24 protein-coding genes are annotated in these 25,213 nt (G+C 40.4%); 18 read left to right on the top strand and 6 right to left on the bottom strand.

All coding sequences use genetic code 11. The annotated features are described in order from the left end of the window. Positions 1-50: 50 nt before the first annotated feature. Together brnQ and pnuC are read right to left on the bottom strand one after the other, a co-directional pair. On the bottom strand, positions 51-1,436 hold the full coding sequence (gene brnQ, locus EFB00_RS05105) for a branched-chain amino acid transport system II carrier protein (protein ID WP_122645829.1): 1,386 nt from the start codon (positions 1,434-1,436) through the stop codon (positions 51-53). Between the two features lie 774 nt (positions 1,437-2,210). After that, positions 2,211-2,939 carry a nicotinamide riboside transporter PnuC gene (pnuC, locus tag EFB00_RS05100; RefSeq protein WP_122645828.1) on the bottom strand — a complete coding sequence of 243 codons (729 nt, stop codon included), beginning with the start codon at positions 2,937-2,939 and terminating at the stop codon, positions 2,211-2,213. 599 nt (positions 2,940-3,538) lie between these two features. Between pnuC and EFB00_RS05095 the strand changes: the two genes are divergently transcribed. Genes EFB00_RS05095 through EFB00_RS05085 form a run of 3 tightly spaced genes read left to right on the top strand, consistent with a single transcriptional unit; the run spans position 3,539 to position 8,297 of the window. Continuing rightward, positions 3,539-4,735, top strand: a complete 1,197-nt coding sequence (locus tag EFB00_RS05095; protein ID WP_122645827.1) for a metallophosphoesterase family protein — start codon at positions 3,539-3,541, stop codon at positions 4,733-4,735. Next, on the top strand, positions 4,732-7,356 hold the full coding sequence (locus tag EFB00_RS05090; protein ID WP_122645826.1) for an AAA family ATPase: 2,625 nt from the start codon (positions 4,732-4,734) through the stop codon (positions 7,354-7,356). Before EFB00_RS05095 ends, EFB00_RS05090 begins: the two co-directional genes overlap by 4 nt. Next, complete coding sequence (locus tag EFB00_RS05085; RefSeq protein WP_122645825.1) at positions 7,353-8,297, top strand: 3'-5' exoribonuclease YhaM family protein; 945 nt, start codon at positions 7,353-7,355, stop codon at positions 8,295-8,297. The genes EFB00_RS05090 and EFB00_RS05085 overlap by 4 nt, the downstream gene beginning before the upstream one ends. A gap of 95 nt (positions 8,298-8,392) precedes the next feature. Here the strand turns inward: EFB00_RS05085 and EFB00_RS05080 are convergent, their stop codons facing one another. The 3 genes from EFB00_RS05080 to EFB00_RS05070 all read right to left on the bottom strand — a co-directional run bounded on the left by EFB00_RS05080 (position 8,393) and on the right by EFB00_RS05070 (position 10,313). Then, positions 8,393-9,400, bottom strand: coding sequence for a peptidylprolyl isomerase (locus EFB00_RS05080; protein ID WP_122645824.1), 1,008 nt, complete (start codon positions 9,398-9,400; stop codon positions 8,393-8,395). A 112-nt stretch (positions 9,401-9,512) separates the two neighbouring features. After that, positions 9,513-9,887 carry a YtxH domain-containing protein gene (locus EFB00_RS05075; RefSeq protein ID WP_122645823.1) on the bottom strand — a complete coding sequence of 125 codons (375 nt, stop codon included), beginning with the start codon at positions 9,885-9,887 and terminating at the stop codon, positions 9,513-9,515. Further along, a complete protein-coding gene (locus EFB00_RS05070) occupies positions 9,888-10,313 on the bottom strand; it encodes an HIT family protein (RefSeq protein ID WP_122645822.1) in 426 nt (141 codons plus the stop codon). It lies immediately after the preceding gene. Between the two features lie 139 nt (positions 10,314-10,452). Between EFB00_RS05070 and EFB00_RS05065 the strand changes: the two genes are divergently transcribed. Further along, on the top strand, positions 10,453-11,196 hold the full coding sequence (locus EFB00_RS05065; RefSeq protein ID WP_122645821.1) for an ABC transporter ATP-binding protein: 744 nt from the start codon (positions 10,453-10,455) through the stop codon (positions 11,194-11,196). Then, positions 11,189-12,406, top strand: a complete 1,218-nt coding sequence (locus tag EFB00_RS05060; protein ID WP_122645820.1) for an ABC transporter permease — start codon at positions 11,189-11,191, stop codon at positions 12,404-12,406. Before EFB00_RS05065 ends, EFB00_RS05060 begins: the two co-directional genes overlap by 8 nt. Before the next feature lie 156 nt (positions 12,407-12,562). Here EFB00_RS05060 and EFB00_RS05055 read toward each other — a convergent pair whose 3' ends face one another. Then, positions 12,563-14,362: an ABC transporter ATP-binding protein gene (locus EFB00_RS05055; RefSeq protein WP_122645819.1), complete on the bottom strand. Its 1,800-nt coding sequence runs from the start codon at positions 14,360-14,362 to the stop codon at positions 12,563-12,565. Between the two features lie 150 nt (positions 14,363-14,512). On the opposite strand from EFB00_RS05055, the gene EFB00_RS05050 reads away from it, so the two are divergent. From EFB00_RS05050 to celB, 13 genes are all read left to right on the top strand, one after another. Further along, on the top strand, positions 14,513-14,938 hold the full coding sequence (locus EFB00_RS05050) for a MarR family winged helix-turn-helix transcriptional regulator (protein ID WP_122645818.1): 426 nt from the start codon (positions 14,513-14,515) through the stop codon (positions 14,936-14,938). A gap of 154 nt (positions 14,939-15,092) precedes the next feature. Next, entirely contained in the window at positions 15,093-15,872 is a 780-nt protein-coding gene (locus EFB00_RS05045) for a phosphotransferase family protein (RefSeq protein WP_122645817.1), read from the top strand. A 175-nt stretch (positions 15,873-16,047) separates the two neighbouring features. Next, positions 16,048-16,698, top strand: a complete 651-nt coding sequence (gene trmB / locus EFB00_RS05040) for a tRNA (guanosine(46)-N7)-methyltransferase TrmB (protein WP_122645816.1) — start codon at positions 16,048-16,050, stop codon at positions 16,696-16,698. 346 nt (positions 16,699-17,044) lie between these two features. After that, the gene (locus EFB00_RS05035) at positions 17,045-17,668 is read left to right on the top strand and encodes a PepSY domain-containing protein (RefSeq protein WP_122645815.1); all 624 of its coding nucleotides are present in this window, start codon (positions 17,045-17,047) and stop codon (positions 17,666-17,668) included. Between the two features lie 122 nt (positions 17,669-17,790). Next, positions 17,791-18,072, top strand: a complete 282-nt coding sequence (locus EFB00_RS13620) for a hypothetical protein (protein WP_241153409.1) — start codon at positions 17,791-17,793, stop codon at positions 18,070-18,072. Between the two features lie 32 nt (positions 18,073-18,104). Then, complete coding sequence (locus EFB00_RS13615) at positions 18,105-18,296, top strand: hypothetical protein (protein WP_241153408.1); 192 nt, start codon at positions 18,105-18,107, stop codon at positions 18,294-18,296. Continuing rightward, a complete protein-coding gene (locus tag EFB00_RS05025) occupies positions 18,293-19,594 on the top strand; it encodes a glycosyltransferase family 2 protein (RefSeq protein ID WP_122645814.1) in 1,302 nt (433 codons plus the stop codon). Before EFB00_RS13615 ends, EFB00_RS05025 begins: the two co-directional genes overlap by 4 nt. Positions 19,595-19,840: 246 nt before the next feature. Continuing rightward, positions 19,841-20,707 (top strand): ROK family protein, encoded by an 867-nt coding sequence (locus EFB00_RS05020; protein WP_122645813.1) that lies wholly within the window; start codon positions 19,841-19,843, stop codon positions 20,705-20,707. A gap of 4 nt (positions 20,708-20,711) precedes the next feature. After that, positions 20,712-22,142 (top strand): glycoside hydrolase family 1 protein, encoded by a 1,431-nt coding sequence (locus EFB00_RS05015; protein ID WP_122645812.1) that lies wholly within the window; start codon positions 20,712-20,714, stop codon positions 22,140-22,142. Positions 22,143-22,155: 13 nt separating this feature from the next. After that, positions 22,156-22,479, top strand: a complete 324-nt coding sequence (locus EFB00_RS05010; protein ID WP_122645811.1) for a PTS sugar transporter subunit IIB — start codon at positions 22,156-22,158, stop codon at positions 22,477-22,479. 4 nt (positions 22,480-22,483) lie between these two features. Further along, on the top strand, positions 22,484-22,801 hold the full coding sequence (locus EFB00_RS05005; protein ID WP_122645810.1) for a PTS lactose/cellobiose transporter subunit IIA: 318 nt from the start codon (positions 22,484-22,486) through the stop codon (positions 22,799-22,801). 131 nt (positions 22,802-22,932) lie between these two features. Further along, positions 22,933-23,646: a GntR family transcriptional regulator gene (locus EFB00_RS05000; RefSeq protein ID WP_122645809.1), complete on the top strand. Its 714-nt coding sequence runs from the start codon at positions 22,933-22,935 to the stop codon at positions 23,644-23,646. A 251-nt stretch (positions 23,647-23,897) separates the two neighbouring features. After that, positions 23,898-25,166, top strand: a complete 1,269-nt coding sequence (celB, locus tag EFB00_RS04995; protein ID WP_122645808.1) for a PTS cellobiose transporter subunit IIC — start codon at positions 23,898-23,900, stop codon at positions 25,164-25,166. Positions 25,167-25,213 lie beyond the last annotated feature (47 nt).

The raw sequence follows: 25,213 nt of genomic DNA, 5'->3' as shown, positions 1-25,213 counted from the left end.
CGCTGCAAGATGAGGGATCGGCGATTTTGCTTCCTGTTTATTGATGAAAATTATTCTTCAATGGGTGTTTCCTCTGACTGATAGACAGTTGTGGCAGTCCCATGAAGAAGAACAAAGGTAAGACTTGCTAGATATCCCACTAGTGTTGGAACCACCCATCCTAAGCCAAGATCAGCAAATGGCAGATGAGTATGATACGCAGATAAAACTTGAGCAACCAATGCTTGTTTGCTGACTACGGCTGGCGAACTAGCCAACATATCTAATACAGCAGGAACCGCTGCAAAGAGCATGGTAACTTGATACACCAATGGATTTTTTTTGAAAAGTTTAGCGGTCAATGAAAGCAGGATCAGTGCTAATGAAAGTGGATATAATAGCATCAATACTGGCAACGACCATTGGATGATGTTATCCAAACCAGCGTTCGCAACAACAAAAGAGACAAAAGTCGTCAAACGCAGCCAAGTCATATAGCTGACTTTAGGAAATAACTTGTGGAAATCTTGAGCAAAGGAGACTACCAGTCCCATGGCTGTTGTGAACACTCCTAATGTAACAAGGGCACCTAAGAAGACTGTACCGAATCGACCAAGATAGTGGGTCACGATTTGTGAAAGTGCTGTTCCGCCGTTTGCGGAAAGATTCATTTGGTTCAGACTCATTGCACCAAGAAGAACCAATCCGAAATAGATCACAACTTCAAGGAGCACACTGACGGTTCCTGCTTTCGCAGTTAATTCTGTTACTTGTTTGTTTTTGAAGCCTAGATCGCGAACTGCGTGAACGAAAGTAACACTTAACGCTAAAAGTGCTACGGCATCGACTGTGTTGTAGCCTTCCAAGACACCGCTAGTCAAAGCGTTTGATTGATAAGCTCCAGTGGCCGTTTGATCTAAAGCGCCCATTGGATTAAACAGCGCAACGACGAATACGACAGCTAAAAGAACTAAAAAGATCGAGTTTAAATATTTTCCGACATATTTCACTAAACGAGTTGGATGAACAGTCAAGAAATAAGCGAGTCCGAAAAAAGCGGCTGAGAATAGTAACATACCAAGTGATGTATATTTTTCAGGAAGAAATGGTTTAGCAGCCATTTCAAAAGCAGTTGCTGCTGTCCGAGGTGTTCCAAAGAATGGTCCGATTGTTAAATGCACTAATACTAAAAATAAAGCGGCGTACCATTTTCCGACAGGTTTTGCCAAGTCGTAAAGACCATCACTTTTTGTCACGACCACCGCTAAAATTGCCAAGAGCGGGAACAAAGCTCCGGAAATCGCGAAACCGACACCGGCACTCAGCCAATTTGATCCTGCCATTTGACCTAAATGAACTGGAAAGATCAGATTACCTGAACCAAAAAACATCCCAAAAATCAATGAACTTACTACCAATAGTTGTTTCCATGAATATGATTTTTTTGTTTTCTCCATAAATAATTCCTCCATTGTTTGTAAATAAATAATCTGTACGATTCTTGCTAATCGGAATATCACTAATATCAGTTTCCATAGAAACCACCACCTTTCATTGATAAAAAAAGAGCCCTTTTCCCAAAATAGGGAAAAGGGCTCTGGTTATTTCAGAACGGTACCACCTTTTAATATAGCTCAAAAAAGCTATCTCTCATTTCACGGACGCTTTCAAAAGTTATCCGCTAGCCTGATAATGGTGGCCGCCACAATGCTCTACGTTTTCGACATTGGCTCAGAAATGATGTTCGTCTACTCGATTTATTGTCATTTTTCACTGTCATGACTCACTGGAAATAAATACTTGAATAGCTACTGTTTTCCTCGTTGCTTTATGATATGAATTTGTTGAAGTAATAATAATATGGTCGTTTAAAAAAAGCAAGTGTTTTTTCAAAAAAATTTTTATTATTCAGAAAATATAGAATCGGCGGGCGGGGAAAGCCCAGTATATTAACTGAATTCGATAGAAAAGGCAGCAAAGTAAAAATAAGCATTGTAGCAAGCGTAGGCTTATAGTATAAATGATTCAAATAATTAGCTGTCAGTGACAAATATGTTGAAAAAAGCTTGATGAATTCCTTCAACTAGAAACGATGTAGTCATCTTGTTAAGAGAGTGTGCAATAAAATGAAAAACCTGATTGATCGGCATATCATGTTTTTCAATCAGGTTTTTGGCAAGATAAATTGTCTTATTTTGCCGCTGTTCAGCAGTTTTTGCTGCTTAAAAGTGTTACTTAGCAATCATTTCTGATTTTTTTGTAAACCATTTGGAATCGGCAAAAGCAACGATATTATTTGAGATATACAGCATATAAGTGATCATCAAGACCCAGACAGGATGTCCATTGATGGCGGTTTGGATCCAAAGCATAATACTGATCAGACTTTGGAGAGTCCACAGGTAATATTGAGCACGATAGCGTTGGACACATAGAACAGCTCCTGTCAGACCGATGGACGCACTAAAAGCATCTAAAAAGGCTTGAGGAGAATGCAGGATTTTTGTATCTAAAAGATAGCAGGCGATAAAAAAGACAATAAATATCCCGATAAATCCGATAATTCCTTTAACCTTCAATTTTCTTACTTCAAGTTCTTGTTCGTTCCAGCTATTTGAAAAGACAATGGGCAGATCCAATAAAATGATATAAGCTAACTGCATGACGATATCTGAATAGTTGTGCGTCTTCAAAGCGACATAAACCAACATCAGTGCCGAAATAAACCCTAACAGCCCATTGATCGATTTGCCGTTTGTGATAGCAAGAGTACAGGTGAACCCGATGATCCCTGCAAAAGTTGAAGTAAGCGAAAGCAAGCTGAATCCGCTATAAAAGCCAATACTCAACTGGATCAGTATCCCGATGACCCATAAGACTCGGCTTGATCGTCCCCACCCGGAAAATCCTGTTTGATAGTATTCCAATGTAAAGACTTTTTTCCCATTTGCTAAATTCATAGATAAACTCCTTTATATAGTAAATTTCCGATAATTTTTGACTATAACAAACTTTGGCATCTTAAAAAGCGATCAGCAACTGAATGGATCCGATTCAGTTGCTGTCTTTTTTTTGTAAACGTTATTTTATAATAGTCATCTGTGTATCCACATGTAAAATTATCTTCTGATTATTTTGCCACAAGACCCAATATATGCTTATTGAATTAAAATATCAACACTATATATTGATATTTTTTATAAAATAACTTTTATTTTAATAACTATGATCTCCTGATTTATGTTTTCTTCATAGAGATAAAATAAAGGAAAACGTTTTTTTCTCTTAGAAAAAAAGAATCGATAAAAATCACCTAAAAGATTAAGCAGGTGATTTATCTTCGAAAAAGATAACTGATTTATTTTCATGATTCCGCTGCTGGAAACGAGCTAAGATGGAAGAGGCGCAAGTGAGAGAAAAAAACGGAAGAAGCGTACAATTTTGTTAATTGAAAATCAAGCTTTTTCTTAGTTGGTATGCGAACAAGTTTTCGTGTTTTGCTGACGTAACAGCCTAAAAATGGTATGATAGTAGAAAACAATTCGCATGAGGTAGAAGGATGGTACGTTTTATTCACGCGGCAGATCTGCACGTTGACCGTGCCTTTGAAGGTCTGGCGAATCTCAATAAAAAAACACATAAAATATTTGCACAGATCAATCAGCAAGTATTGATCAATCTTGTTACGGCAGCTGTATCACAAAATGTCGATTTTGTTTTATTAGCTGGCGATACATTTCACCAAAATAAGCCTTCACTAAAGACGCAGCACTTCTTTTTTGAACAGATCCAACGTTTGGCCGAAAAGAAGATCCCTGTCTATATGATCTTCGGAAATCATGATTATTATGATCCGCAACGGTATTGGTTTGCTTTTCCTGAGAATATCCGTCTTTTTACCAGCGAAAAGGTAATGACTTTTGAAGGAAAGACCAAAAACGGTGAAACCTATGCAATCAGCGGCTTCAGCTATACTCATCCTTGGATCGAAACTTCTAAGGTCAGTGAGTTTCCTAAACGCCGCGCGGTGGATCTGCACATCGGTATGTATCATGGCGACAGCAATGGCGAGCGTTACGCACCATTTTCCATCAGTCAAATGCAGAAAAAAAATTACGATTATTGGGCGTTGGGGCATATCCATGTACCGACTGTCTTAAAAGAACAGCCGCCTATCTTATATTCAGGTACGACACAAGGACATAATAAAAAAGAAACAGCGACCGGTATCCAATTGGTAGAATACAATGGAAGCCGCTGTGTACGGCAAGAAATCAAAGTAGAAGAACTGGCTTGGGTTCATACAGAACTCTCTCTGGCAAAAGTCAGAAATCAACAAGAAGCCTTGGAGGAAATCAGCAGATATCTAGAGCAACAACCGGAGAATACTTTGCAGTCATTGCAGGTGACGGACTCCGAGCACTTGGGAAATGAGTTTCTGGCAGAGTATCAGCTGCAGGAAGTGATGGATTATGTCAATGAGCGTCCCTTGCAAAAAGAAAAGCAGATCATATTGTATGAAATCACTAGCCGCCAGACAGCGAGCGAAAAGCTTTTTCTGCCTGCCAGCGGTGAACTGTTGCAGTTGCTGTTGACGAATTACCAAGATCAGGCATTGTTTGAAATGATCCATGAAGAATTATTGACCCACACGATCGCTGCTAAAGCGCTAGATAAACAGCAATATCAAGAAGATGTTTTGAAAGCTGTCCGGCAGTTTATCGATCAGGGATTTGAGTGGGAGGAAGACAAATGAGGATATTGCGGGCGGAAATCGTCGGTTTTGGAAAATATCGGCAAAGGACCTTTGACTTTACATCCGGCAACCAGCTGTTATACGGGGTCAACGAAGCCGGCAAATCGACATTGTATCAATTTATCCAAGCAATGTTATTTGGCTTTCCGGTAAAACGGGGCAACAAGAGGGACTATGCGCCTAAAGACGGCACCAGTTTTGGCGGACGATTATGGCTGGAGTTTCCCGTAACTGGAGAAGTCTGCATAGAGCGCTATAAACAAGTTGATCGCGGACGCGCAAAAGTCATGATCGGTGAACGAATCGGCGACGAGCGGCTGCTGAACTCTTTACTGGCGCCATTGAACCTTCAATTATTTCAAGAAGTATTCACGTTTCAGCAGGAACAGCTGTCACAGCTGGATGCACTGCAAGAAAAGGAACTCCATGACGCGTTGATCTCATTAGGGATCTCCGGCAGTAAACAATTACTTGAGAAACGTCAAAGCTATATATCAGACGCGCAAAAACTTTTCAAACATAAAGGTCAAAAACTGCCTCTTAATCGAAAATTGTTGGATTGGCAAGCCCTTGACCAAAAGATCCATGAGAAAGAGCAGCAGGAATCAGCGGTACAAAATTACTACACACAATTAGCGGAAACCGATAAGAAACAAGAAAAATTGACCGCTAAGATCTCAGCCGCTGAGGAAAATTTAACGATCTTGAAAGAACAACAGCTTTATTGGACGCAGTATGAAGAACTGCAGCGTTTAAAAAAACAGCTCCAACAAGTAGATAGTCATGTGGATCAAGCTGAATTGGCTTCTTTTTATCAAGAATATCAGCGTCTGGAACAACAGATCGCTGAAAGCCAAGAAGCATTGGATAAAGCGTTGTCCCAACAAGAGCATTCAGAAAAATACAAGTTTTATCTGGCGAATGAACGAAAGATCACGGAATTGCTCCAAGAGAAAATCACGGCAGCCCGGTTGACCGATGAATTTCGGCAAAAGCTTCAAGAACAGAGCGAAGCCATTGAAAAATTAGACGCGTGGGAAAAAACATATCCGTGGGACCCTACGCATCTGCCACAGCCTTTGCCGACAAACTTTTTTGAACAGATCAAGAAAGCGGAGGAGAAACAGCAGCTTTTACAAGAACAAACGTTGAAGCAAGATTGGCTGATGGAGCAAAAAAAACATTTAGGGACGGCTCAGCCGACTGCTGATAATCAGCAGCTTATGTACAGCTATGGACTCTTCTTCGGTGCAGCGGCAGCGTTGTTAGGGGGGATCGCCACCAGTCATCGCTGGCTGCTGATTTTAGCAGGCATCTTACTAGCTGCTGGAGTATTTATTTTTAAAAACCAAAAGCAAGCCGCAACCAAAAGAACATCTAACAACGAATTAGGGCATGTTGAAGAACAGCTTTTAGAGATCGAAAAGACGATCACTGATTTGCAAAAACAACGGCAGACACACATCAGACTTATTGAAAAAAGTATTCCTGATTATAGCCAATGGACTGATGAACAAAAAAGCCGGCTTCCTTGGTATCAGCAGGACGTAGAAGATTATTTACAAACAACTGCCGACTTGGAAAAAATCGATCAACAATTGGAAATGCTGGATCAAAATTATCGGGCGTTGATGGAACGCTTCAACTTTTTACAAGACTGGTTGCCGTTAGCTGATTTGGAACTGGCTCAGCGGATGAACCAGCTTCAGCATTTTAATGATGAAATGAATGAATTGAAACTGCAAAAAACACATCGTTCCAGTATTTTGTTGAGTCGTCAGTTGGAACAATACAAAGAAAAAAAAGCCCAGCTAGTAGCTGATAAACAAGTTTTGTTGAAACAAGCCGGCATCAGTCAGCCTTCAGAGATCCCGTGGTGGTTGGAACGAATGCAGGATCAGGCAAAAGCTTGGCAGCGAAAAAAAGAGCTGGAGGAACTTTTGCGTACTGTTTATCCAGAGGAACTTTCTGCGGAAACACTGCAAGCGCGTTTTACTGGACTAAATGAACAGTTGACGGCTGATCGGCGACTTTTATCATCTATTTCCCAGGAAAATCAAAGACTGCAGCTGGTGATCCAGCAACTGCAGGTAGATGGCACATTAGATGAGCTGTATCAAGAGCGCAGCCGACTGCAAGCCGAGATCCAGGAATTGGCTCTTTCATGGGGGACACAGAAGATGCTGGCGGCTTTCATCAGTGATTTGACTACGGAGCTTTCTGAACAGCAACTGCCTCAATTATTGTTGACAGCCAGCCGATATTTGGCACTATTGACAGATCAGCGCTATCAAAAAATATCATTAGATGATGGGCAGCTTACCTTGAAAAATAAACAAGAAAGCTTAAGACTTTATGAATTGTCCACAGGAACCAAAGATCAAGTCATCATGGCGATCCGTTTCGGCTATCTGGCATTACAGCAAAACCAGCCTATTTGTCCGGTGATCATCGATGATGGTTGGCTGCATTACGATAGCCAGCGCAAGCGCCGTTTTGCCGCGTTGTTGAGAGAATTTGCTAAAAAATATCAAGTGATCTGTTTGTCTTCTGACGCAGAAATGGTAAGCTTATATCATGAATACCAACAGCCAGTAATGGAAATGGGGGAAAACGTATGAAAAAACTTAGAGAATTGGCGGTAGATGAAGAGTTTCAAGCTTTCGTCTTGATTAAGAACGCTGATGTGCGAGTTGCCAAAAACGGGAAAAAATTTATCGCGTTCACCTTCCAAGATACATCAGGAACAATCGATGGAAAGTTTTGGGACGCTTCAGAAGAGGAGATCGCGCGCTTTGAACCGGGGAAAGTCGTAGCTTTGCAGGGCAAGCGGGAGCTGTATAACGGCAACCCGCAAGTAAAGATCTTCCATCTGCGTCTAGCAAAACCGGAAGAGCCTAGCGAGCCTTCTGCATATATGGAACGAGCACCTTTGAAAAAAGAAGCGATGGAAGAAGAGATCAATCAAACATTGTTTGAAATCACTAATCCGCATTGGAATCGGATCGTCCGCTTTTTATTAAACAAATATCAAAAAGAATTCTTTGAATTTCCAGCGGCAAAACGCAATCATCACGCATTTGCCAGCGGTTTGGCGTATCACACCATCACCATGCTGCGTTTGGGAAAAGCCATTGTCAAAGAATATCCAGAACTAAATGCTTCCTTGTTGTATGCAGGGATCCTTTTGCATGATTTAGGGAAAGTGATCGAATTGACAGGACCGATGTCTACGGAATATACATTGGTAGGCAATTTGGTGGGACATTTGGTTTTAGTCGATGAAGAGATCACGAAAGCTTGTATCGCTTTGAAATTAGACGAGAAAGACGAAGACATCGTAGTTTTGCGGCACATGGTCTTAGCCCATCACGGGTTGCTGGAATATGGCTCACCAGTCCGCCCCCGGATCATGGAAGCAGAGATCTTGCATCAGATCGATCTGATGGATGCTTCGATGCAGATGATGCTGACTTCTATCAGACAAACGACACCGGGAGAATACACGGATCGAATCTTCGGTATGGATAATCGCAGTTTTTACGTACCAAAAGATGTATAAAGCCTGTGTAACAAAAAAAGTTCAACGGAATGGACTACTCGCTGTGATAGCGAATGTTCATTTCCGTTGAACTTTTTTATTTGAATCAAAAAGGATTATTTAGAAGACTCTGTTGAAGCTTCAGTTGATGCTTCGGTAGAATCCGTTGCGCTTTCTTTTGTAGAAGATTCTTTTGCAGAACTGTCTGTATCAGAGCTTGTTTTTGTATCAGCGGCATCGATATATCCTGATAAGATGTCTTTAAAGGCATCTTCTTTGATTTTGACATTTGCATCTTTCAATGTTTGACCGATCACTTTTGCAGTGAATGTAGAATCGTTCAACTTCGTTTGTTCCGCGATTTCGTTGATTTCATCTTTGTAAGGGTCCATGTCATTGCCTTTGTCTTTGTTTTTCACCATTTTCACTACATAGTAGCTTGTTTGGTAAGTAGTAGCATCCGTTGCAGTGATCACGTCAGAAACTTCACCGTCTTTTAATTTAAAGGCTGCTTCTTTTACTTCAGCAGGAACTGTTGAGGTTTGTGAATCAAACTTGATTTTTCCGCCGTCTTCTTTTGTTGCGGAATCAACAGATTTTTCTTTGGCGATTTTAGTAAAATCGGCATCTTTTTTGCTAGCATCTTTTTGGACTTCTTTTGCTTCATCTTCGCTGCTTAAAACGATGATTTGTGCTTCAACTTCTGGATGGAAAGAATCCCACGCAGCTTTTTTGTCTTCATTCGTCAATTTGATGTTTGCTTTAAGACCAGCTTCTAATACTAGGTTTTGGCGCAAATATTCTTTGAATGTTTTGGTTGTATAGCCGGCAGCTTCTACTTGTTGTTCAAAAGTATCGCCGAGGTTTTTCTTTTGTTTATTGTATTCATCGTCGACCATTTTATCAGTTACTTTATCGCCGTATTTATTGTCAAAAGCTCTATAAATAATCATATTACGAACAAGACTTTGATTAGAAGATTCATTTTTTGCTTCATTGTAAAAATCTTCGACAGTGATTTTGCTGCCTTTCATTGAAGCAATCTCTTGATTGTTTCCTGAACATGCTGCCAAGGTAAAGACGCTCATAGCTCCAAGTGCAGCCAATAGTAATTTTTTCTTCATTCTGTTTAGCACTCCTGTTATCTACTTAGATTTTTCACAAGTATAACTATAACATACTCTAATTTGAAGTGGTAGAATTCCTAAGATGTTTCGCACAAATTTCATAGTTTCATCAATTTTCAGCAGTTTTCTCAGGTTTTTCTGGAGCGAGCACTTCAAGCTGCGCAACATGTTCATTTATACGAGTAACTTGCTGGCGGATTTGTTCGATTCGGGGTTCCGCTTGGAATTTGAATGATTCGACATCTTTTTTCAATCCATCCTGAAGTACCGGCAAGGTTTCTGCCGCTGTTTGTCTGGTAGTCACGACAGCTTGTTGGAATCGTTGCAGGCTCTTGTTCAAGTCTAATGTTGTATCCGCTGCTTCTTCCAATTCCGCTGTCAATTTTTTACGGGTCTCATTGCCGCTGCGAGGCGCCAATAATAGTCCGCCGACTGCGCCGACTGTTGAACCGAACAATAAGCCTTTGATAAAGTTTTTCAACATCTATTTCACCTGCTTTTTGATTTTTTCAGCGATCGCTGTCAATTCTTCTGGTGTATATTGATCCATATGATTGCCAAAATGCATAGAAAAATCATCGTTTTTGCTGTAACGGGGGATCAAGTGGAAATGAGAATGAAAGACCGATTGATAGGCCAATTCTTTATTATTGTTGACGATATTCATGCCTTCAATCTCTGGAAAGGCTTCTTCGATCGCTTTAGCTATTTTAGGGATTCGTGCGAAAACATCGCTGGCTAACTTTTCATCATATTCAAAGATATCAGTGACATGTTTTTTCGGCACAACTAATGTATGACCGGGTGTTACTTGGGAGATATCTAAAAACGCATAGACTACGTCGTCTTCGTATATTTTATAACTTGGGATTTCTTGATCGATGATTTTGCAAAAAATACAATCTGTCATGGAGGTCATCCTTTCAAAATATTTTCTTAGGTTTACTTTACCATAACTTTCTGGGATTGTGAGAAATCAAGCGTGGAAACTGGCAATTTTGGCGGTTTTTTTTGGTATAATGATTTCAATGAACAATGGAGGAAAAAAGATGACATTAGAAGTAAAAAATTTAACAGGCGGCTATAGTCAGCTGCCGGTTTTAAAAGATATCGACTTTACCATCAATGACGGCGAACTGGTAGGTCTGATCGGCTTGAATGGTGCCGGAAAAAGTACCACCATCAAAGAGATCATCGGGATTTTACAGCCGCAAAAAGGATCGATCCAGATCAATGGGCTGACGTTGAAACAAGACCCTGAACAATACCGCAAACAAATTGGCTATATTCCTGAGACCCCGTCCTTGTATGAAGAATTGACATTACGAGAACACATCGGGATCACTGCGATGGCCTATGACATTCCTCAAGAAGTAGCGCAACAACGAGCGGCAAAGCTTTTGAAAACATTCCGACTGGAAAACAAGCTGGATTGGTTTCCTGCTAATTTTTCTAAAGGAATGAAGCAAAAAGTAATGGTACTGTGCGCCTTTTTGATCGAGCCCAGCTTGTATATCATCGATGAACCTTTTTTGGGGCTTGATCCACTGGCGATCCACGCTTTGTTGGAATTGATGAATCAAATGAAACAAACTGGTGCTTCCATCTTAATGTCCACTCATATTCTGGCGACTGCAGAAAAATATTGCGACCGGTTTGTCGTCTTGCATGAAGGAAAGATCAGAGCGCAAGGAACGATCGCTGAATTGCGGAATGAATTCGGGCTGCATGAAGCGTCATTAGATGAAATCTATATTGAGTTGACTAAAGAGCAGGTGGCCGATCATGAATGAGTTGTTCTCTAAAAGACTGCAACTTCATCAAAAACAGATGATGAAATATCTGCGCTACGTCTTCAATGATCATTTTGTGCTGATCTGTACATTTTTAGCCGGCGGATTGGGGTTATATTATTCTAATGCGTTGAAAGCATTGCCGGAGCATCCTTCGTTTTTATTTAGCTGGTTGATCCTTTTGGTGTGGCTGTTGATCCTGCATGTAGGACGTTTTGTCAGTTTGGCGAAACCTGCAGATCTGGTTTTTTTACTGCCGAAAGAAAATCAGATGAAAAACTATCTCCAGCAGGCTCTGCGCTATTCCTGCTATCTGCCTTTTGTATTGATCGCGTTGGTTTTGGGAGTCACGATGCCGCTAGCGGTAGTAACGACGGATCTGGAGTTTTCTCACTATATTTGGCTGCTGCCGACTTTGTGGGCGTTGAAAGTCGCGCATCTGCAATGGCAGCGTTATGGACTGTTTTTTGAAAGCCAGTCTAAAAAGAAAAGTTCCTATGCAGTATGGCTGACAGCAAGCTTTGGTGTGTTGACAGTCAGTTTGTATCTGTCGCCGATCATCGGTCTAATCTTAGGTGTGGCGACAGCAGTCGTGTCATGGCAAGTTTTATGGCAGCGTCCCACATTGACTTTGCACTGGGAAAAGATGATCCAGTTGGAAAAAAATCGCCTGCATCGGATCTATCAGTTTATCAATCTGTTTACCGATGTTCCAGAGATCACCGCCAGTGTCAAACGTCGCAAGTATCTAGATGGACTTTTAGAGCGGATTCCCAAGAAGCAATCCAATACGTATTTTTATTTGTTTGTTCGCCGGATGGTTCGAGGATCTGAATACAGCGGGCTGTATCTGCGGTTGGTTTTATTGGGAGGAGTGTTGCTGTATTTCAGCGAAGAACGCTGGTTCAGTCTTGGGATCGGCGGTTTGTTCTTGTACTTGATCGGATTCCAGTTAGTCCCTTTGTATAACCAATTTCGTTATATGGTGTTGACGCATCTGTATCCCGTCAAAAAAGAACAGCAGAAAACAGCGTTGCAGAAATTGTTGGCTATCTTATTGGCAGTCGCGGCAATCTTGTTTGCGGCAGTCGCCGGTATCCAGTTGAATGAATGGTCTGATCGTCTGATCGTCTGGTTGGGCTATGGGGTGATCGTTGTCCTCTTCATTCTTTTTTATCTGCCGGCCCGTTTGAAAAAAATCGATGAATAACAAAAAAAGATTGAGACAGTGTATCTGTCTGATAGCAACTATCTATTCGAACTAATTATTTCAGCGCTCCCATACATTTCCTTAATGAATGTATGAGAGCGCTGTTCTATATAGAACGGATGATTTTGATCAGTCTTGATTTGTGTCTCAATCTTTTTAGGCAGCTGCCGGTTGTTCATCGGACAGTTGGAATTGTGTTTCATATAAATGAGCGTATAGACCGCTTTGTGCTAGTAATTCGCCGTGAGTTCCTCGTTCTACGATCCGGCCATGTTCCATGACAGCGATCTGATGAGCAGTGCGGATCGTGGATAAACGGTGGGCGATTACGATGCTAGTGCGGTTTTTCAACAATTCGTTCATGGCTTTTTGGACATACATTTCAGAAAGCGCGTCTAAAGCGGAGGTGGCTTCATCCAAGATCAACAATTTTGGATCTTTCAAGATCACACGAGCGATTGCTAAACGCTGCTTTTCACCGCCGGAAAGTTTGACGCCGCGACTGCCGACTTGGGTATCATAGCCGTCAGACAGTGCTTGGATGAATTCGTGGATATACGCGGCTTTAGCAGCTGCAATCAATTCTGCTTCGGTAGCGTCAGGTTTAGCGTAAAGCAAGTTTTCGCGGATACTGCTGTTGAAAAGATAAGCTTCTTGAGTGACGATCCCGATTTGATCTCGCAAGCTTTTCAAGGTGAATTCTTTGATGTCGCGGCCATCGATCGTGATCCGGCCCATCGTTGGATCATACAAACGAGGGATCAGGCTGGTCAATGACGATTTTCCGGCTCCCGATGGTCCGACTAGCGCCAGCATTTGTCCTGCCGGTACAGCTAGGTTGATATCTTGCAGAGTCGGATTTTTTTCATAGTCAAAAGCGATATCTTCAAAAGTGACCTGCCCGTTTTGGATCACGATATCTTCAGCGTCTATCTGATCGGTGATTTCAGCTTTCATATCGGTATATTCGAAAATACGATCGAACAACGCAAAAGAGCGCATGAAGTCTACTTGGATATTGGACAACTGCGTTACAGGATTATACATCCGTGAAAGCAAAGTAGCGAAGGTCAGGATACCACCAATCGTGATTTGTCCTTTGATCATCAACATTCCGCCGATCAAATAAACCAGCATCGGTCCGATCGTTGTAAAAACGGACATAGTCATTCGGAACCAACGCCCGGCAACAGCTTCTTTCAATTGTAATTTTGTCACATCTTCATTCGCAGTCGCAAATTCAGTGTAGGCTTTTTTCTCATTGGTAAACAGCTTCATTAAAGTACTGCCGCTTGCGCTGAGGGTTTCTTGGACATGCTGATTGAGGCGGCTGAGTTTTTCTTGGCTTTGGCTGGTGATTTTCCAGCGGATCTTTCCGACTTTGCGAGTAGGCAAGATAAATAGCGGCAATGTCAGCACACTGACCAAAGCCAAGATCGGATTAAGAGAGATCAATGCCACCAGTGTCGTTCCTAAAATAAACACACTAGTCAAAGCATTGACGACAGTTGTCTGGAAAATCTGTTGGATCCCATCCACATCACTAGTCAAACGGGTCAAGATCTCCCCTTCTTTGACATCATTGAAAAAACGTTGCGGTTGTCGGCTTAGATTCGTATAAAGCTGGTTCTTGATATCATAAGTGATTTTTTTTGAGATCCAAGTGCTCAAATAGCCTTGTGCTACTTGAAGCAGATTCAAAAAGACGGTTGCGCTGATGGAAAGACCAACTAGGAGTGCAAGAGTCCCTAAATTTTTATCAGGTAATGCCTTATCCACGATCTGTTGTAATAAAATCGGAGGGACAAGACCTAAAACAGAAGTAAACAGGATTAAAAGGATCACTGTAAATAACTGAAGTTTATAGTTAGCAAAATAAGAAAAAATGCGACGAACAAAAGGCATGGTTAATTTTGGTGTTTTTGATGGATCGATGTCAAAGCGCATCTTTGGCATAAACATTCCCCTTTCGTCGTACCATTGGATTTTTGTTAGGTACCTAATTATTATACGACGGAATAAAAGAAAAGTCAATTAGTTAGGTGCCTAATTAATTGACGAGTTAAGAAAAATTTATTATTATGGAGGAAAATCGGAGGGATATTAATGCCTAAGGAAAATCAACTGTTTGAAGCGTTTCAGCGAGCCAATCGACTGTTGAAACGTCAAATTTATCAAGCGCAGCAAAGCAATGGAGAGGAATTCTCTCATGGACAAACAAGGTTGTTGCGGATTTTAGCGCAGCAGTCTGGCGCTTCGCAAAAGACACTTGCCGAACTGATGAGGATCCGTCCGGCTTCATTGAGTGAGTTGTTGACAAAGCTGGAAAAAAAAGGCTACGTCAGCAAAGAACAAAATCAAAAAGATCGCCGGGTCACTAATTATTTTTTAACACCCCAAGGACAAACGTTAGCTGATTCGTTAGAAAGTGTCCGCAGCAGTTTGGGAGTGGAGTTTTTCTCCATACTGTCAGAAGATGAAAAAGCATCGCTGACTGAAATCTTAAACAAATTGAATCAACAAGAAGAATGAACACCTGAACAAATTTTGCGAAAAATATGGATGCGAAATAATTTGTATATCCTGCCATACTTGAAAAAAACGAACGTATATCCGCTTGACGCACATGGATTCACCGACTACAATGAAGGGTACTGTGGAGAATGTTGAAAGGAAGAGAGCTCGGATGGAAATTCAGTTGGATCATGAATGGCGCATGCGTCCTATCAAAGGCGATACGGGCAAAGCGTATGTCGGTCTGCGTGAGAAAGAAAAAGTCTTCATCAAGCGAAATACCACCCCGATGCTGGCTGCTTTGTCTCGTGAAGGCATTACTCCTAAATTGATTTGGACAAAACGAACCGGAAACGGTGATACACTGACAGCGCAAGAATGGCTGGAAGGACACATCCTCGATCCAGAAGAGATCGGTCAGCGAAATGATGTGATGGATGTCTTGTACCAGCTGCATCATTCAAAATCATTGAAACAAATGCTGGAGAGGATCGATGATCGGGTCGTCACTCCTAAAATGATGTTGAAAAAGTATGAAGAGGATCTGCCTCCTGCGCTTTTGCAAAACCGCTTTTTGAAGCTGGTTGTGGATTATTTGCGAAAAAATATCCCGGCATTCGATCAGGAAAAAAAGGCTGTCGTTCATGGGGATGTCAATTGTCGGAATTGGCTAGTCTGTCAGCATTATTTATATTTAGTCGACTGGGATTCTATTATGTTTGCTGATCCAGCGGTGGATATCGGTACGATTTTGGGACATTATTTACCGATTTCTTCGTGGAGTCACTGGCTGATCAGTTATGGCGTGCAAGCTACCTCAGATAACTTGGATCGCGTGTATTGGTATGCACTAATGTCGATTTTGCAAGAGATCAAAAAGTACTATCTGCGGGGCGAATTCAAAACGATGAATGAAGAGATTTTACAATTAAAACGTGTTTTTAGCGGCTAGAGATCATGATATAAGTCAACGCTAATCAAAAAATACCCGCATGGTATAAAACTGTCTGTCGTAAACAACGATGCTGATTTGCGACAGATGAGACTCCCGCTGCAGGAGTGCTGCCTCGGATAATAAGTTGATGGACTTATATTGCGGTCTCTTTTTTATTGAAAGAGAGGAAAAAATGAGAGTAAGAAAACGAAATGGTGCGGAAGAAATGTTGGCTGCACACCCAGAGATCGTAGTTGCTGATCCAACAGCTTGGAAAGGACGCTGGCATGAGCGTTTTGGTAATGATCGTCCTATCCATATCGAGATCGGTATGGGGAAAGGCCGTTTTATCACCGGTATGGCAGAAAAAAATCCTGAAATCAATTATATCGGAGTAGAAATGCAAGTCAGTGTGGTTTCATTTGCATTAGATAAAGTGCTTGAAAAAGAACTGCCCAATGTTCAGCTGCTGCATGTAGACGGTTCTGCGTTGACAGAATACTTTGCCGATAGTGAAGTGGACCAGATCTATTTGAACTTTTCTGATCCATGGCCTAAAAAGCGTCATGAAAAGCGCCGATTGACCTCACCGGCATTTTTGAAAGTCGATCAAGAGATTTTGCGTCCGGCAGGAGAGATCCATTTTAAAACGGATAATCAAGGGTTGTTTGAATATTCCCTTGCCAGTTTTTCAAAATTTGGGATGACGATCCAACAAGTTTGGCTGGATCTGCATCATAGTGATTATGCGGACAATATCATGACTGAATATGAAGAGAAGTTTTCCACACGTGGACAGCGGATCTATCGGGTCGAAGCTCGTTTTGCGGATAAGACGAAATAATAGGTGATTTCGTACTGATAAAAAAGTGATTCGTTGTTTTTCTTGTATAGACATACAAAATTTCTATGAGATAGTATTATGAACGGTACTATTCAAATAGAGAATTTGTATGTCTTTTTTGTTTTTTTATACTGATAATAAAAAATATTTTCTATTTTCCTTCATCTAAAAAATCAACAGAAAAGTACTTTCTAAAATCTGATATAAAGCAATTAGTTCTTTTGTGTGATTATACGCCATAAAACAATACGTTTATTATTTAAAACGATTAAAATTAAGGATAAATACTTGATGTTTTGATCATCCTCTTGATAAGATGAGTCTACAAGGAAATAAGGAGGAGAATATGAAAAATAAATATTTGTTAGTTGGAATCAGTATGTTATCTATAAGTTTACTTGCAGGATGTTCAGGAAATGATATGTCATCCGATCAATCCACGAGTCAGACACAGAGTACGTCATCAAGTATCAGCCAATCCACAAGTGCAACTGAGACATCGGACACAGCTAGTCAAGAAAATGGAAAACGAACAGTTTCAGTAGAAGATGCCATTAAAGCATTTCAAGACACATACCCTGATGCAGATATAACTTCACTTGAATTGGACACATCTTTTGGCAAATATTTTTACAAAGTTGAAGGTTTAGATGACAGTAAAGAATACGAAATACGAGTTGACGGGGAAACTAAAAAGATTGAGAAAGAACGCGAAGAATCGCTGGATGATGATGAGAAAAATGGCGAAAAACGCAAAGATAAATTAGCACTTACAGACTTACTAAGTATAGAAAAAGCAGCTTCGATTGCTGAAAAAGAGGTAGGGTCTGGACAAGCTACTGACTGGGACTTAGATCAAGAATTAGGGACCACTTATTGGGAAGTAACTGTAGAAGATAACGGCACAGAGACCAATGTAAAAATGGACGCGCGAACTGGTGAAATCTTGGAAAAAGAAGTTGATGACTAGAGATTGCCAATAGTCAGGTATACGGAATGTAGAGAAAGGCTGGTATTACTAACCTTTTTTATGGGAATTATGACAAAGACAACAAATTGATGTTTTTGCGACTTTAAAAAGGAGTTCAAAAAATGAACAAAACTACTCGTGAAGAGATAAAAGAAAAGTTAGTTGCTGACAAATTTTTTGCAAAAAGCAACTGGGGATTGAAAATTCGCCAAATACTTCTGACATTGCTGGCATGGTGTGGCCTGCTTGTTCCCTTTGTCTGGTTCCTTTTGCCAAGTATTTTCAAAAACGATGATATAGGATGGGATTTTTATGTCTCGGCGCAAGAAATCTTAAGACTTGAAAACCTCGGGCTGTTTTTTCTAATTGCTTTTTTTGTAATAGCAGTCATTTCAATCATTTAACCTTCCGGAATAATTACCGTTTTAGGAATACATTGAGAAAAGAAAAACAGTATGACGAAACTCTCCTAGAAAAACGCAAAGAAGCACTCGAGGCGTTTTATACGGAACGTTTCGGCAGCAAAGAAGAGCGTGAAAATATTTGTTACTACTCTGTACCACCTGAAAAAAATATTGATGATGATGAGATTGCCAAACTTTTTCAAGATAAGGAGGTGCCTTTATGACTATCAATACAGGGATCCCATTCATTGATGGACTTATTTCCTTTATGTTGTTTGTATTGATTACCTATCCTATCTTGGGTGGATTTATTTGGTTTATCGGCAGTCTTTGTTATACGTTTTTATTTCGTTATCGTCAATTGGATTGGGCCGATATTCCTACAGAAATCGAACCAATGATCACGATCATGGTACCGGCCCATAATGAGGAGATCGTGATTGAAAATACGATCGAATATTTGATGAATCATTTAAATTACCACAATTATGAAGTGATGGTCATGGATGATGGTTCAACAGATGATACACCGGTCATCCTTGAAAGATTGAGAGAAAAATATAGTAAACTGCGGGTGATCCGTATCGAAAAAAACAAAGGAAAGGCACATGCGTTTAATATCGGTGTCGGATTTGCAAAAGGCAAGCTGATATTGAGCAATGATGCTGATACGTTACCAGAACCGGATGCATTGACAAAATATGTCAATTATTTCTTACGAGAAGACAGTACGAATATTTCAGCTGTCACTGCCAATATGGATGTACAAAATCGCTCAACATTATTAGGAAAATCGCAGACAGTCGAATTCTCCAGTATCGTAGGAGTTATCAAAAGAACCCAGATCGGTGTATTAGGTGCTATCTATGCATACAGCGGAGCCAATACTATCTATCGTAAAGACGCACTGTTCGATGTTGGCCTTTTCCGTCAGAACCGAGCGACGGAAGATATCAGTATCGCGTGGGATCATCAATTTGATGGCTGGCTTTCATTATTTGCTCCTAAGATCATCTTTTTTATGGAAGTTCCTGAAACCCTCAAGATGCTCTATCGCCAACGAAAGCGTTGGGCCAAAGGAGGAACTGAGGTCTGGCTGACCAACATACGGCGAGTTTTATTACATCCCTTTAAAAATATCGGACGCAGTTTTTTATTTTTGGATCAGACATTGAGTATCTTATGGACCTTCTTTTTCTGGATCTCAACGGTGATTTTCGCAGGAATATTCATTTATAATCTGGTTTTAGGAAATTATCAGATCATTCTTCACTTGCTTACAGGAGCATTTACGTTTGTCTGTTTTGAAATGATCGCTGGTCTGTTGCAATTATTGGCTAGTTTACTGGTAGATGATGAAGGCAGCAAAATCAAATATTTTTTATTTGCACCACTTTATATGCTGTTTTTTTGGATGATGAATGCAGTAACGATCGTCGTAACGTTTATTCCGGCAGTCAAAACAATCTTAGGTCATGGGTCGGGTGTATGGGTCAGCCCGGAACGACAGAAAAGAGAATGACACAAGGATAGAAACTTAAACAAAAGGAAACAAGGAGAGCTAAAAAGTTTACTACTTATTTTAGCTCTCCTTGCTTTTTGGGATGGATTAAAAATCTAAGGTGCGAAAAAAGTATATTTTAAAATGTAAAAAAGTATAGACATTTAATCGTCTTAGAAGTATTATATAGACATAGTAGTTCTGCTTTTTTTAAGCTTTTAGAAAGCGTTTCACAGAAAGCGGAAACAACAGGAATGGAGGGAGAATATGTTAGGTTCGATTGAAGCAGGTGGAACAAAGATCGTTTGCGCAGTAGCTGAAAAAGAAAATGTAAACGAAATCATTGATTCGATAACGATCGCTACAACAACACCGCAAGAAAATCTGCCTCAGATCATTGCTTTTTTCGGTAAATACACGCTAGATGCATTAGGAGTTGGTTCTTTTGGGCCAATCGATGTCGATACATCCTCTGAAACGTATGGGTATATTACCAATACACCTAAGCTTGCTTGGAAAAATTTCAATTTTTTGGGAAAACTAAAAGAGGCACTTGATTGTCCGATTTTTTGGACAACGGATGTGAATATCGCTGCATTTGGCGAATTGTCTTATGGAGCAGCTCAAAAATACGAAAACTGTATTTATTTGACAGTTGGTACCGGGATTGGCGGCGGTGTAGTAGTGAATGGGCATATCTTGGAGGGAAAAGGCCATCCCGAATTAGGCCATATCTATGTCAATCAAAAAGCAGAAGATACCTTCGCAGGGGTCTGTCCTTATCATCATAATTGTTTGGAAGGATTGGCATCAGGACCGGCGATCGCTTTGCGGACAGGACAAAAAGGTCAAGAACTGACAGAAGATCATGAGGTCTGGGAAATAGAAGCGGACTATCTAGCGCAAGCTTGTGTGAGTTATACATTATCTTTTTCACCGGAAAAAATTATTTTAGGCGGCGGAGTTATGAAGCAGAAGCAATTATTCCCGCTGATCCGCAAACACTATCAGCACTTATTAAATAACTATGTATCAGTAGGCGACCTTGATGAGTTCATCGTACCGTGTCAATTACAAGATCAATCAGGGATCATCGGCGGTCTGGCTCTTGCGGATACATTGATAAAGGAGTAGAAAAATGAATTTAGAATTTCCAAAAAATTTCTGGTGGGGCGCTGCTACGTCAGGACCGCAATCAGAAGGACGTTTCAACAAAAAACATGCGAATATGTTTGATTACTGGTACGAGATCCAGCCGGAAGAATTTTACAATCAAGTAGGACCAGACACTGCTTCGAATTTTTACAACAGTTTTCGTGAAGATATCGCGTTGATGAAAGAGATCGGTTTGAATTCAATCAGGACTTCTATCCAATGGACGCGTTTGATCGATGATTTGGAAGCGGGTACAGTTAACGAAGATGCTGTCCGTTTTTATAATGAAGTAATCGATGAGTTTATCAAAAATGATATTCGTCCAGTGATCAACCTGCATCATTTTGATCTGCCAGTTGAACTTTATCATCGTTATGGCGGATGGGAATCAAAACATGTCGTGGATCTATATGTAAAATTCGCGGAGCGTTGTTTTGAATTATTCAGTGATCGTGTCGTAGATTGGTTTACTTTCAATGAACCAATGGTGATCGTTGAAGGAGAATACTTGCACCAATTCCATTATCCTAATCTTGTAGATGGGAAAAAAGCGGTACAAGTCGCTTATAACATCCAACTAGCATCTGCCAAAGCGATCGCTCGTTTTCGTGAATTGAATCGAAATCCAGATGGCCGTATCGGGATCATTTTAAATCTGACACCACCATATCCAAAAAGCGATGCCCCTGAAGATTTGGCTGCTTCGGAATTTGCGGATCTATGGCTCAATCAATTATTTATGAATGCATCCACATTAGGAGAGTTTCCTGAGAAATTGGCAGCAGTCCTTGAAAAAGACGGCATGCTTTGGGATGCTTCTCAAGAAGAATTAACAACTATCAAAGCAAATACTATTGATTATTTGGGAGTCAATTACTATCATCCTCATCGAGTACAGGCACCGGCTGTTTCGCCAAACAGTTTGACTGTCGATTGGATGCCGGAAAAATATTTTGATGAATATGAAATGCCGGGACGTCGAATGAATGTAGACAAAGGTTGGGAGATCTATCCTAAAGCAATTTATGACATTGGGATCAATATTCGAGACAACTACGGCAATATCGATTGGTTCGTTTCAGAAAACGGCATGGGGGTCTCTCGGGAAGAACGCTATTTGAATGAAGCGGGCGTGATCGAAGATGATTACCGCATCCAGTTTATCCAAGAACATTTGTATTGGCTGAATAAAGCGATGGCGGAAGGATCCCATTGTTTCGGTTATCATTTATGGACACCGATCGATTGCTGGTCATGGAAAAACGCTTATCGCAACCGTTACGGTTTTATTTCTACAAATATCCATACACAAGTCAAAACTATCAAAAAATCAGGACATTGGATCAAAAATGTTGCGGAAACGAATCAAGTGACATTAGAAGATACCCTGATAAAAACTATTGAAAATAATTAATGAGGTGGAAAAAATGGCTAAAAAAACGATTATGCTGGTTTGTTCAGCAGGAATGAGCACGAGTTTACTTGTAACAAAAATGCAAAAAGCAGCGGAAGAAAAAGGAATGGATGCAGATATCTTTGCAGTAGCGGCGTCTGATGCAGACAATAACTTAGCTACTAAACCTGTAGATGTACTTTTATTAGGACCACAAGTCCGTTTCATGAAAAACCAATTTGCGGAAAAGTTGGATCCAAAAGGAATTCCATTTGATGTGATCAACATGGCGGATTACGGCATGATGAACGGAGAAAAAGTACTTACACAAGCTGAAAATTTGATGGAAGGGAAATAGACACATGGAACAACAAAATCTTGAAGCGATCATGGGCTTGATCATGTACGGCGGCAATGCCAAAAGTGACGCGATGGAAGCCATCCAAGCTGCAAAAGAAGGCGATTTTGAAACTGCTGATCAAAAAATCAAAGACGCAGAGGCCTCATTGGTTGAAGCGCATCATGCGCAAACCAACATGCTGACACAAGAAGCACAAGGAAATCATATGGAAGTGACTTTGTTGACTGTGCACAGTCAAGACCATTTGATGACAGCGATAGCCTTTACCGATCTAGCCAAAGAACTCATTGACATTTACAAAAAAATGGCAAATAAATAATATATAGGAGGGATCAGGGCAGGAAGGTGTTCTGATCCCTCTTCTTTTATAGCAGAATCGGAATAGACTTTTGTGAGTTAAATAAGTTATTATCTAAGTATGTAAACCAGTGATAAGAGAGGTGATTTATTATGAAAAAATATATCCATATTTCTGGGGATTTGAGAAATAAGATATTGGCGGGAGAGTATAAATCAAATGACAAGCTGCCTTCTGAAAAAGATCTGGGGGCACACTATGAAGCCAGCAAGATGACCATCAAACAGGCATTGGATATTTTAGTGTCTGAAGGCCTGATCATCAAGCGTCGCGGTTCAGGAACGTTTGTTAAAGACTTGTCGAAAAAAGAAATCGACCGTATCGCGATCATCAATCAATTTCGAGGAAAAACAGCTGAGAATCCGGATAAGCAAGTAACCAGTAAAGTGCTTGATTTTTCAGTAGTCAAAGCAGATCCGTTTATCCAGAACAAATTGAATATTTCCGAAGATGATTTTGTCTATCATATTTATCGTGTCCGCTATCTCAATGGCAGCCCAACGGTTATTGAAGAGACTCATATGCCTATCGATGTAATTCCGGGTTTGAAAAAGGAAACATTACAGGCCTCCATCTATGAATATATTGAAGAAGAGCTGCACCTGAAGATCCAAAGCGGCCATCGAACTATTACAGTCCGTAAAGCAACTGATTTTGAAGCAGAAGAATTGGCGTTAGAAAAAGGAGATCCAGTCGGTGTCGCTGAACAAATCGGCTATCTTGTCACTGGAGCTGCCTTTGAACATTCGGTTTCCGTTCATCGCTATGACAAATTTGTGACGGAAATGATCTTAACCAGAAATTGATTTCTTCAAAAGATCTCCTTAAAGATTATCTTTAAGGAGATCTTTTATTTCGTTATTTAAACATTTTTTTATTAGCAAATCGTTATCAAAACTGGTGAGACTTCCTATAAAAGAAAGCGGATTAAAATTAATATAATTTATTTATGTTATAAAAATATACTTTTATTAAAAAAGTATAGACTTATATAAGATACCATGATATTATTACATTTGTAATCGATTACTAAAAGAAATAAGAGGAGTGGATTTTTGTGAATGGGTTCATGGATAAAATCAGTGAAAAAATTATGCCCCTAGCAAATTGGCTGGGACAGAACCGTTATTTGACAGTGTTGCGTGACGCATTTATGTTAGCGTTTCCTTTGACTATGTTCGGATCGATCGTAGTCGTAATCAATAACTTGCCGTTTTTCAACGACGCTACAAAAGGAACGTTGTCTAATTTATTCGGAAACGGACAAAACGCAACAATGAGTATTATGAGTGTATTTGTAACGTTTGGTATTGGCTATTATTTATCTAAATCATATGATGTTGAAGGAGTTTTTGGAGGCGCTGTCTCTCTTGCTAGCTTCTTGATATTGACACCTTTCTTTACAGTAACAGAAAGCGGAGAAACCGTTGGGAATATTTTAAGCCTTGACCGTCTTGGTGCTAAAGGGATGTTTATCGGGATGCTTGCATCATTCTTAGCGGCTGAAATTTATTGCCGTATTACAAAACGCGGGTGGCAAATCCGCATGCCTGACGGTGTTCCGCCAGCAGTTACCAAATCATTTGCCGCATTGATCCCAGCGATTTTGACATTGAGTGTTTTCTTGATCATCAATGCCATCGTAACGGGTGTATTTGACGTAAACTTGCACGACGTAATCTATGAAGTGATCCAAAAACCATTGACTGGTTTAGGAAGCAGCTTGCCAGCGACATTGATCGCATTGTTCTTTGTTCAATTTTTATGGTTCTTTGGTTTACATGGTCAAATCATTGTCAACTCAGTGATGGACCCAATCTGGAACACATTGATGCTGGATAATTTAGACGCGTATAAAGCTGGCGATCCATTACCTCACATCATCACAAAACCATTTATGGAAACATTCACTGTTGGTTTAGGTGGTTCGGGTATGACGTTGGCAGTAGTTGTGATGTTAGTCTTTATCATGAAGAAAAAACAATACAAAGATATCGGTCGTCTAGCATTAGGACCTGGTATCTTCAACGTAAACGAACCTATGATCTTCGGTTTGCCAATCGTCTTGAACGCAACGATCTTGATTCCTTGGGTTTTGGCTCCATTAGTAGTGACAACATTGAACTACTTTGTAATGGTAGCAGGACTTGTGCCAGCTCCTACCGGTGTTTCTGTTCCTTGGACCGTTCCGATCATCGCCAGCGGTATCTTAGCGACAAACTCTTGGCTGGGCGGATTACTGCAAGTGATTGACTTTGTGATCGTAGCAATCATTTGGTTCCCATTCTTGAAAGTATTGGACCGTCAACCAGACGCAGAAGTTTAAAAGCAACTGACGACCGCTACATAGTGGTCGTCAGTTTTTTTGTAAAG

The sequence above is a fragment of the Enterococcus mediterraneensis genome (assembly GCF_900604485.1).
Lineage (GTDB): Bacteria > Bacillota > Bacilli > Lactobacillales > Enterococcaceae > Enterococcus_C > Enterococcus_C mediterraneensis.
Note: the sequence above shows the minus strand (reverse complement) of the source record. Positions and strands in the feature narration are given on the sequence as shown.

Coding starts and splice junctions, on each gene's coding strand:
- EFB00_RS05055 (WP_122645819.1), bottom strand. CDS start 14,362: ATGCCAAAGATGCGCTTTGACATCGATCCATCAAAAACACCAAAATTA.
- EFB00_RS05010 (WP_122645811.1), top strand. CDS start 22,156: ATGGCTAAAAAAACGATTATGCTGGTTTGTTCAGCAGGAATGAGCACG.
- EFB00_RS05025 (WP_122645814.1), top strand. CDS start 18,293: ATGACTATCAATACAGGGATCCCATTCATTGATGGACTTATTTCCTTT.
- pnuC (WP_122645828.1), bottom strand. CDS start 2,939: ATGAATTTAGCAAATGGGAAAAAAGTCTTTACATTGGAATACTATCAA.
- EFB00_RS05085 (WP_122645825.1), top strand. CDS start 7,353: ATGAAAAAACTTAGAGAATTGGCGGTAGATGAAGAGTTTCAAGCTTTC.
- EFB00_RS13620 (WP_241153409.1), top strand. CDS start 17,791: ATGAACAAAACTACTCGTGAAGAGATAAAAGAAAAGTTAGTTGCTGAC.
- EFB00_RS05020 (WP_122645813.1), top strand. CDS start 19,841: ATGTTAGGTTCGATTGAAGCAGGTGGAACAAAGATCGTTTGCGCAGTA.
- EFB00_RS05065 (WP_122645821.1), top strand. CDS start 10,453: ATGACATTAGAAGTAAAAAATTTAACAGGCGGCTATAGTCAGCTGCCG.
- EFB00_RS05080 (WP_122645824.1), bottom strand. CDS start 9,400: ATGAAGAAAAAATTACTATTGGCTGCACTTGGAGCTATGAGCGTCTTT.
- EFB00_RS05050 (WP_122645818.1), top strand. CDS start 14,513: ATGCCTAAGGAAAATCAACTGTTTGAAGCGTTTCAGCGAGCCAATCGA.
- brnQ (WP_122645829.1), bottom strand. CDS start 1,436: ATGGAGAAAACAAAAAAATCATATTCATGGAAACAACTATTGGTAGTA.
- EFB00_RS05090 (WP_122645826.1), top strand. CDS start 4,732: ATGAGGATATTGCGGGCGGAAATCGTCGGTTTTGGAAAATATCGGCAA.
- EFB00_RS05035 (WP_122645815.1), top strand. CDS start 17,045: ATGAAAAATAAATATTTGTTAGTTGGAATCAGTATGTTATCTATAAGT.
- EFB00_RS05060 (WP_122645820.1), top strand. CDS start 11,189: ATGAATGAGTTGTTCTCTAAAAGACTGCAACTTCATCAAAAACAGATG.
- EFB00_RS05005 (WP_122645810.1), top strand. CDS start 22,484: ATGGAACAACAAAATCTTGAAGCGATCATGGGCTTGATCATGTACGGC.
- trmB (WP_122645816.1), top strand. CDS start 16,048: ATGAGAGTAAGAAAACGAAATGGTGCGGAAGAAATGTTGGCTGCACAC.
- EFB00_RS05045 (WP_122645817.1), top strand. CDS start 15,093: ATGGAAATTCAGTTGGATCATGAATGGCGCATGCGTCCTATCAAAGGC.
- EFB00_RS05075 (WP_122645823.1), bottom strand. CDS start 9,887: ATGTTGAAAAACTTTATCAAAGGCTTATTGTTCGGTTCAACAGTCGGC.
- EFB00_RS05095 (WP_122645827.1), top strand. CDS start 3,539: ATGGTACGTTTTATTCACGCGGCAGATCTGCACGTTGACCGTGCCTTT.
- EFB00_RS05070 (WP_122645822.1), bottom strand. CDS start 10,313: ATGACAGATTGTATTTTTTGCAAAATCATCGATCAAGAAATCCCAAGT.
- EFB00_RS05015 (WP_122645812.1), top strand. CDS start 20,712: ATGAATTTAGAATTTCCAAAAAATTTCTGGTGGGGCGCTGCTACGTCA.
- EFB00_RS05000 (WP_122645809.1), top strand. CDS start 22,933: ATGAAAAAATATATCCATATTTCTGGGGATTTGAGAAATAAGATATTG.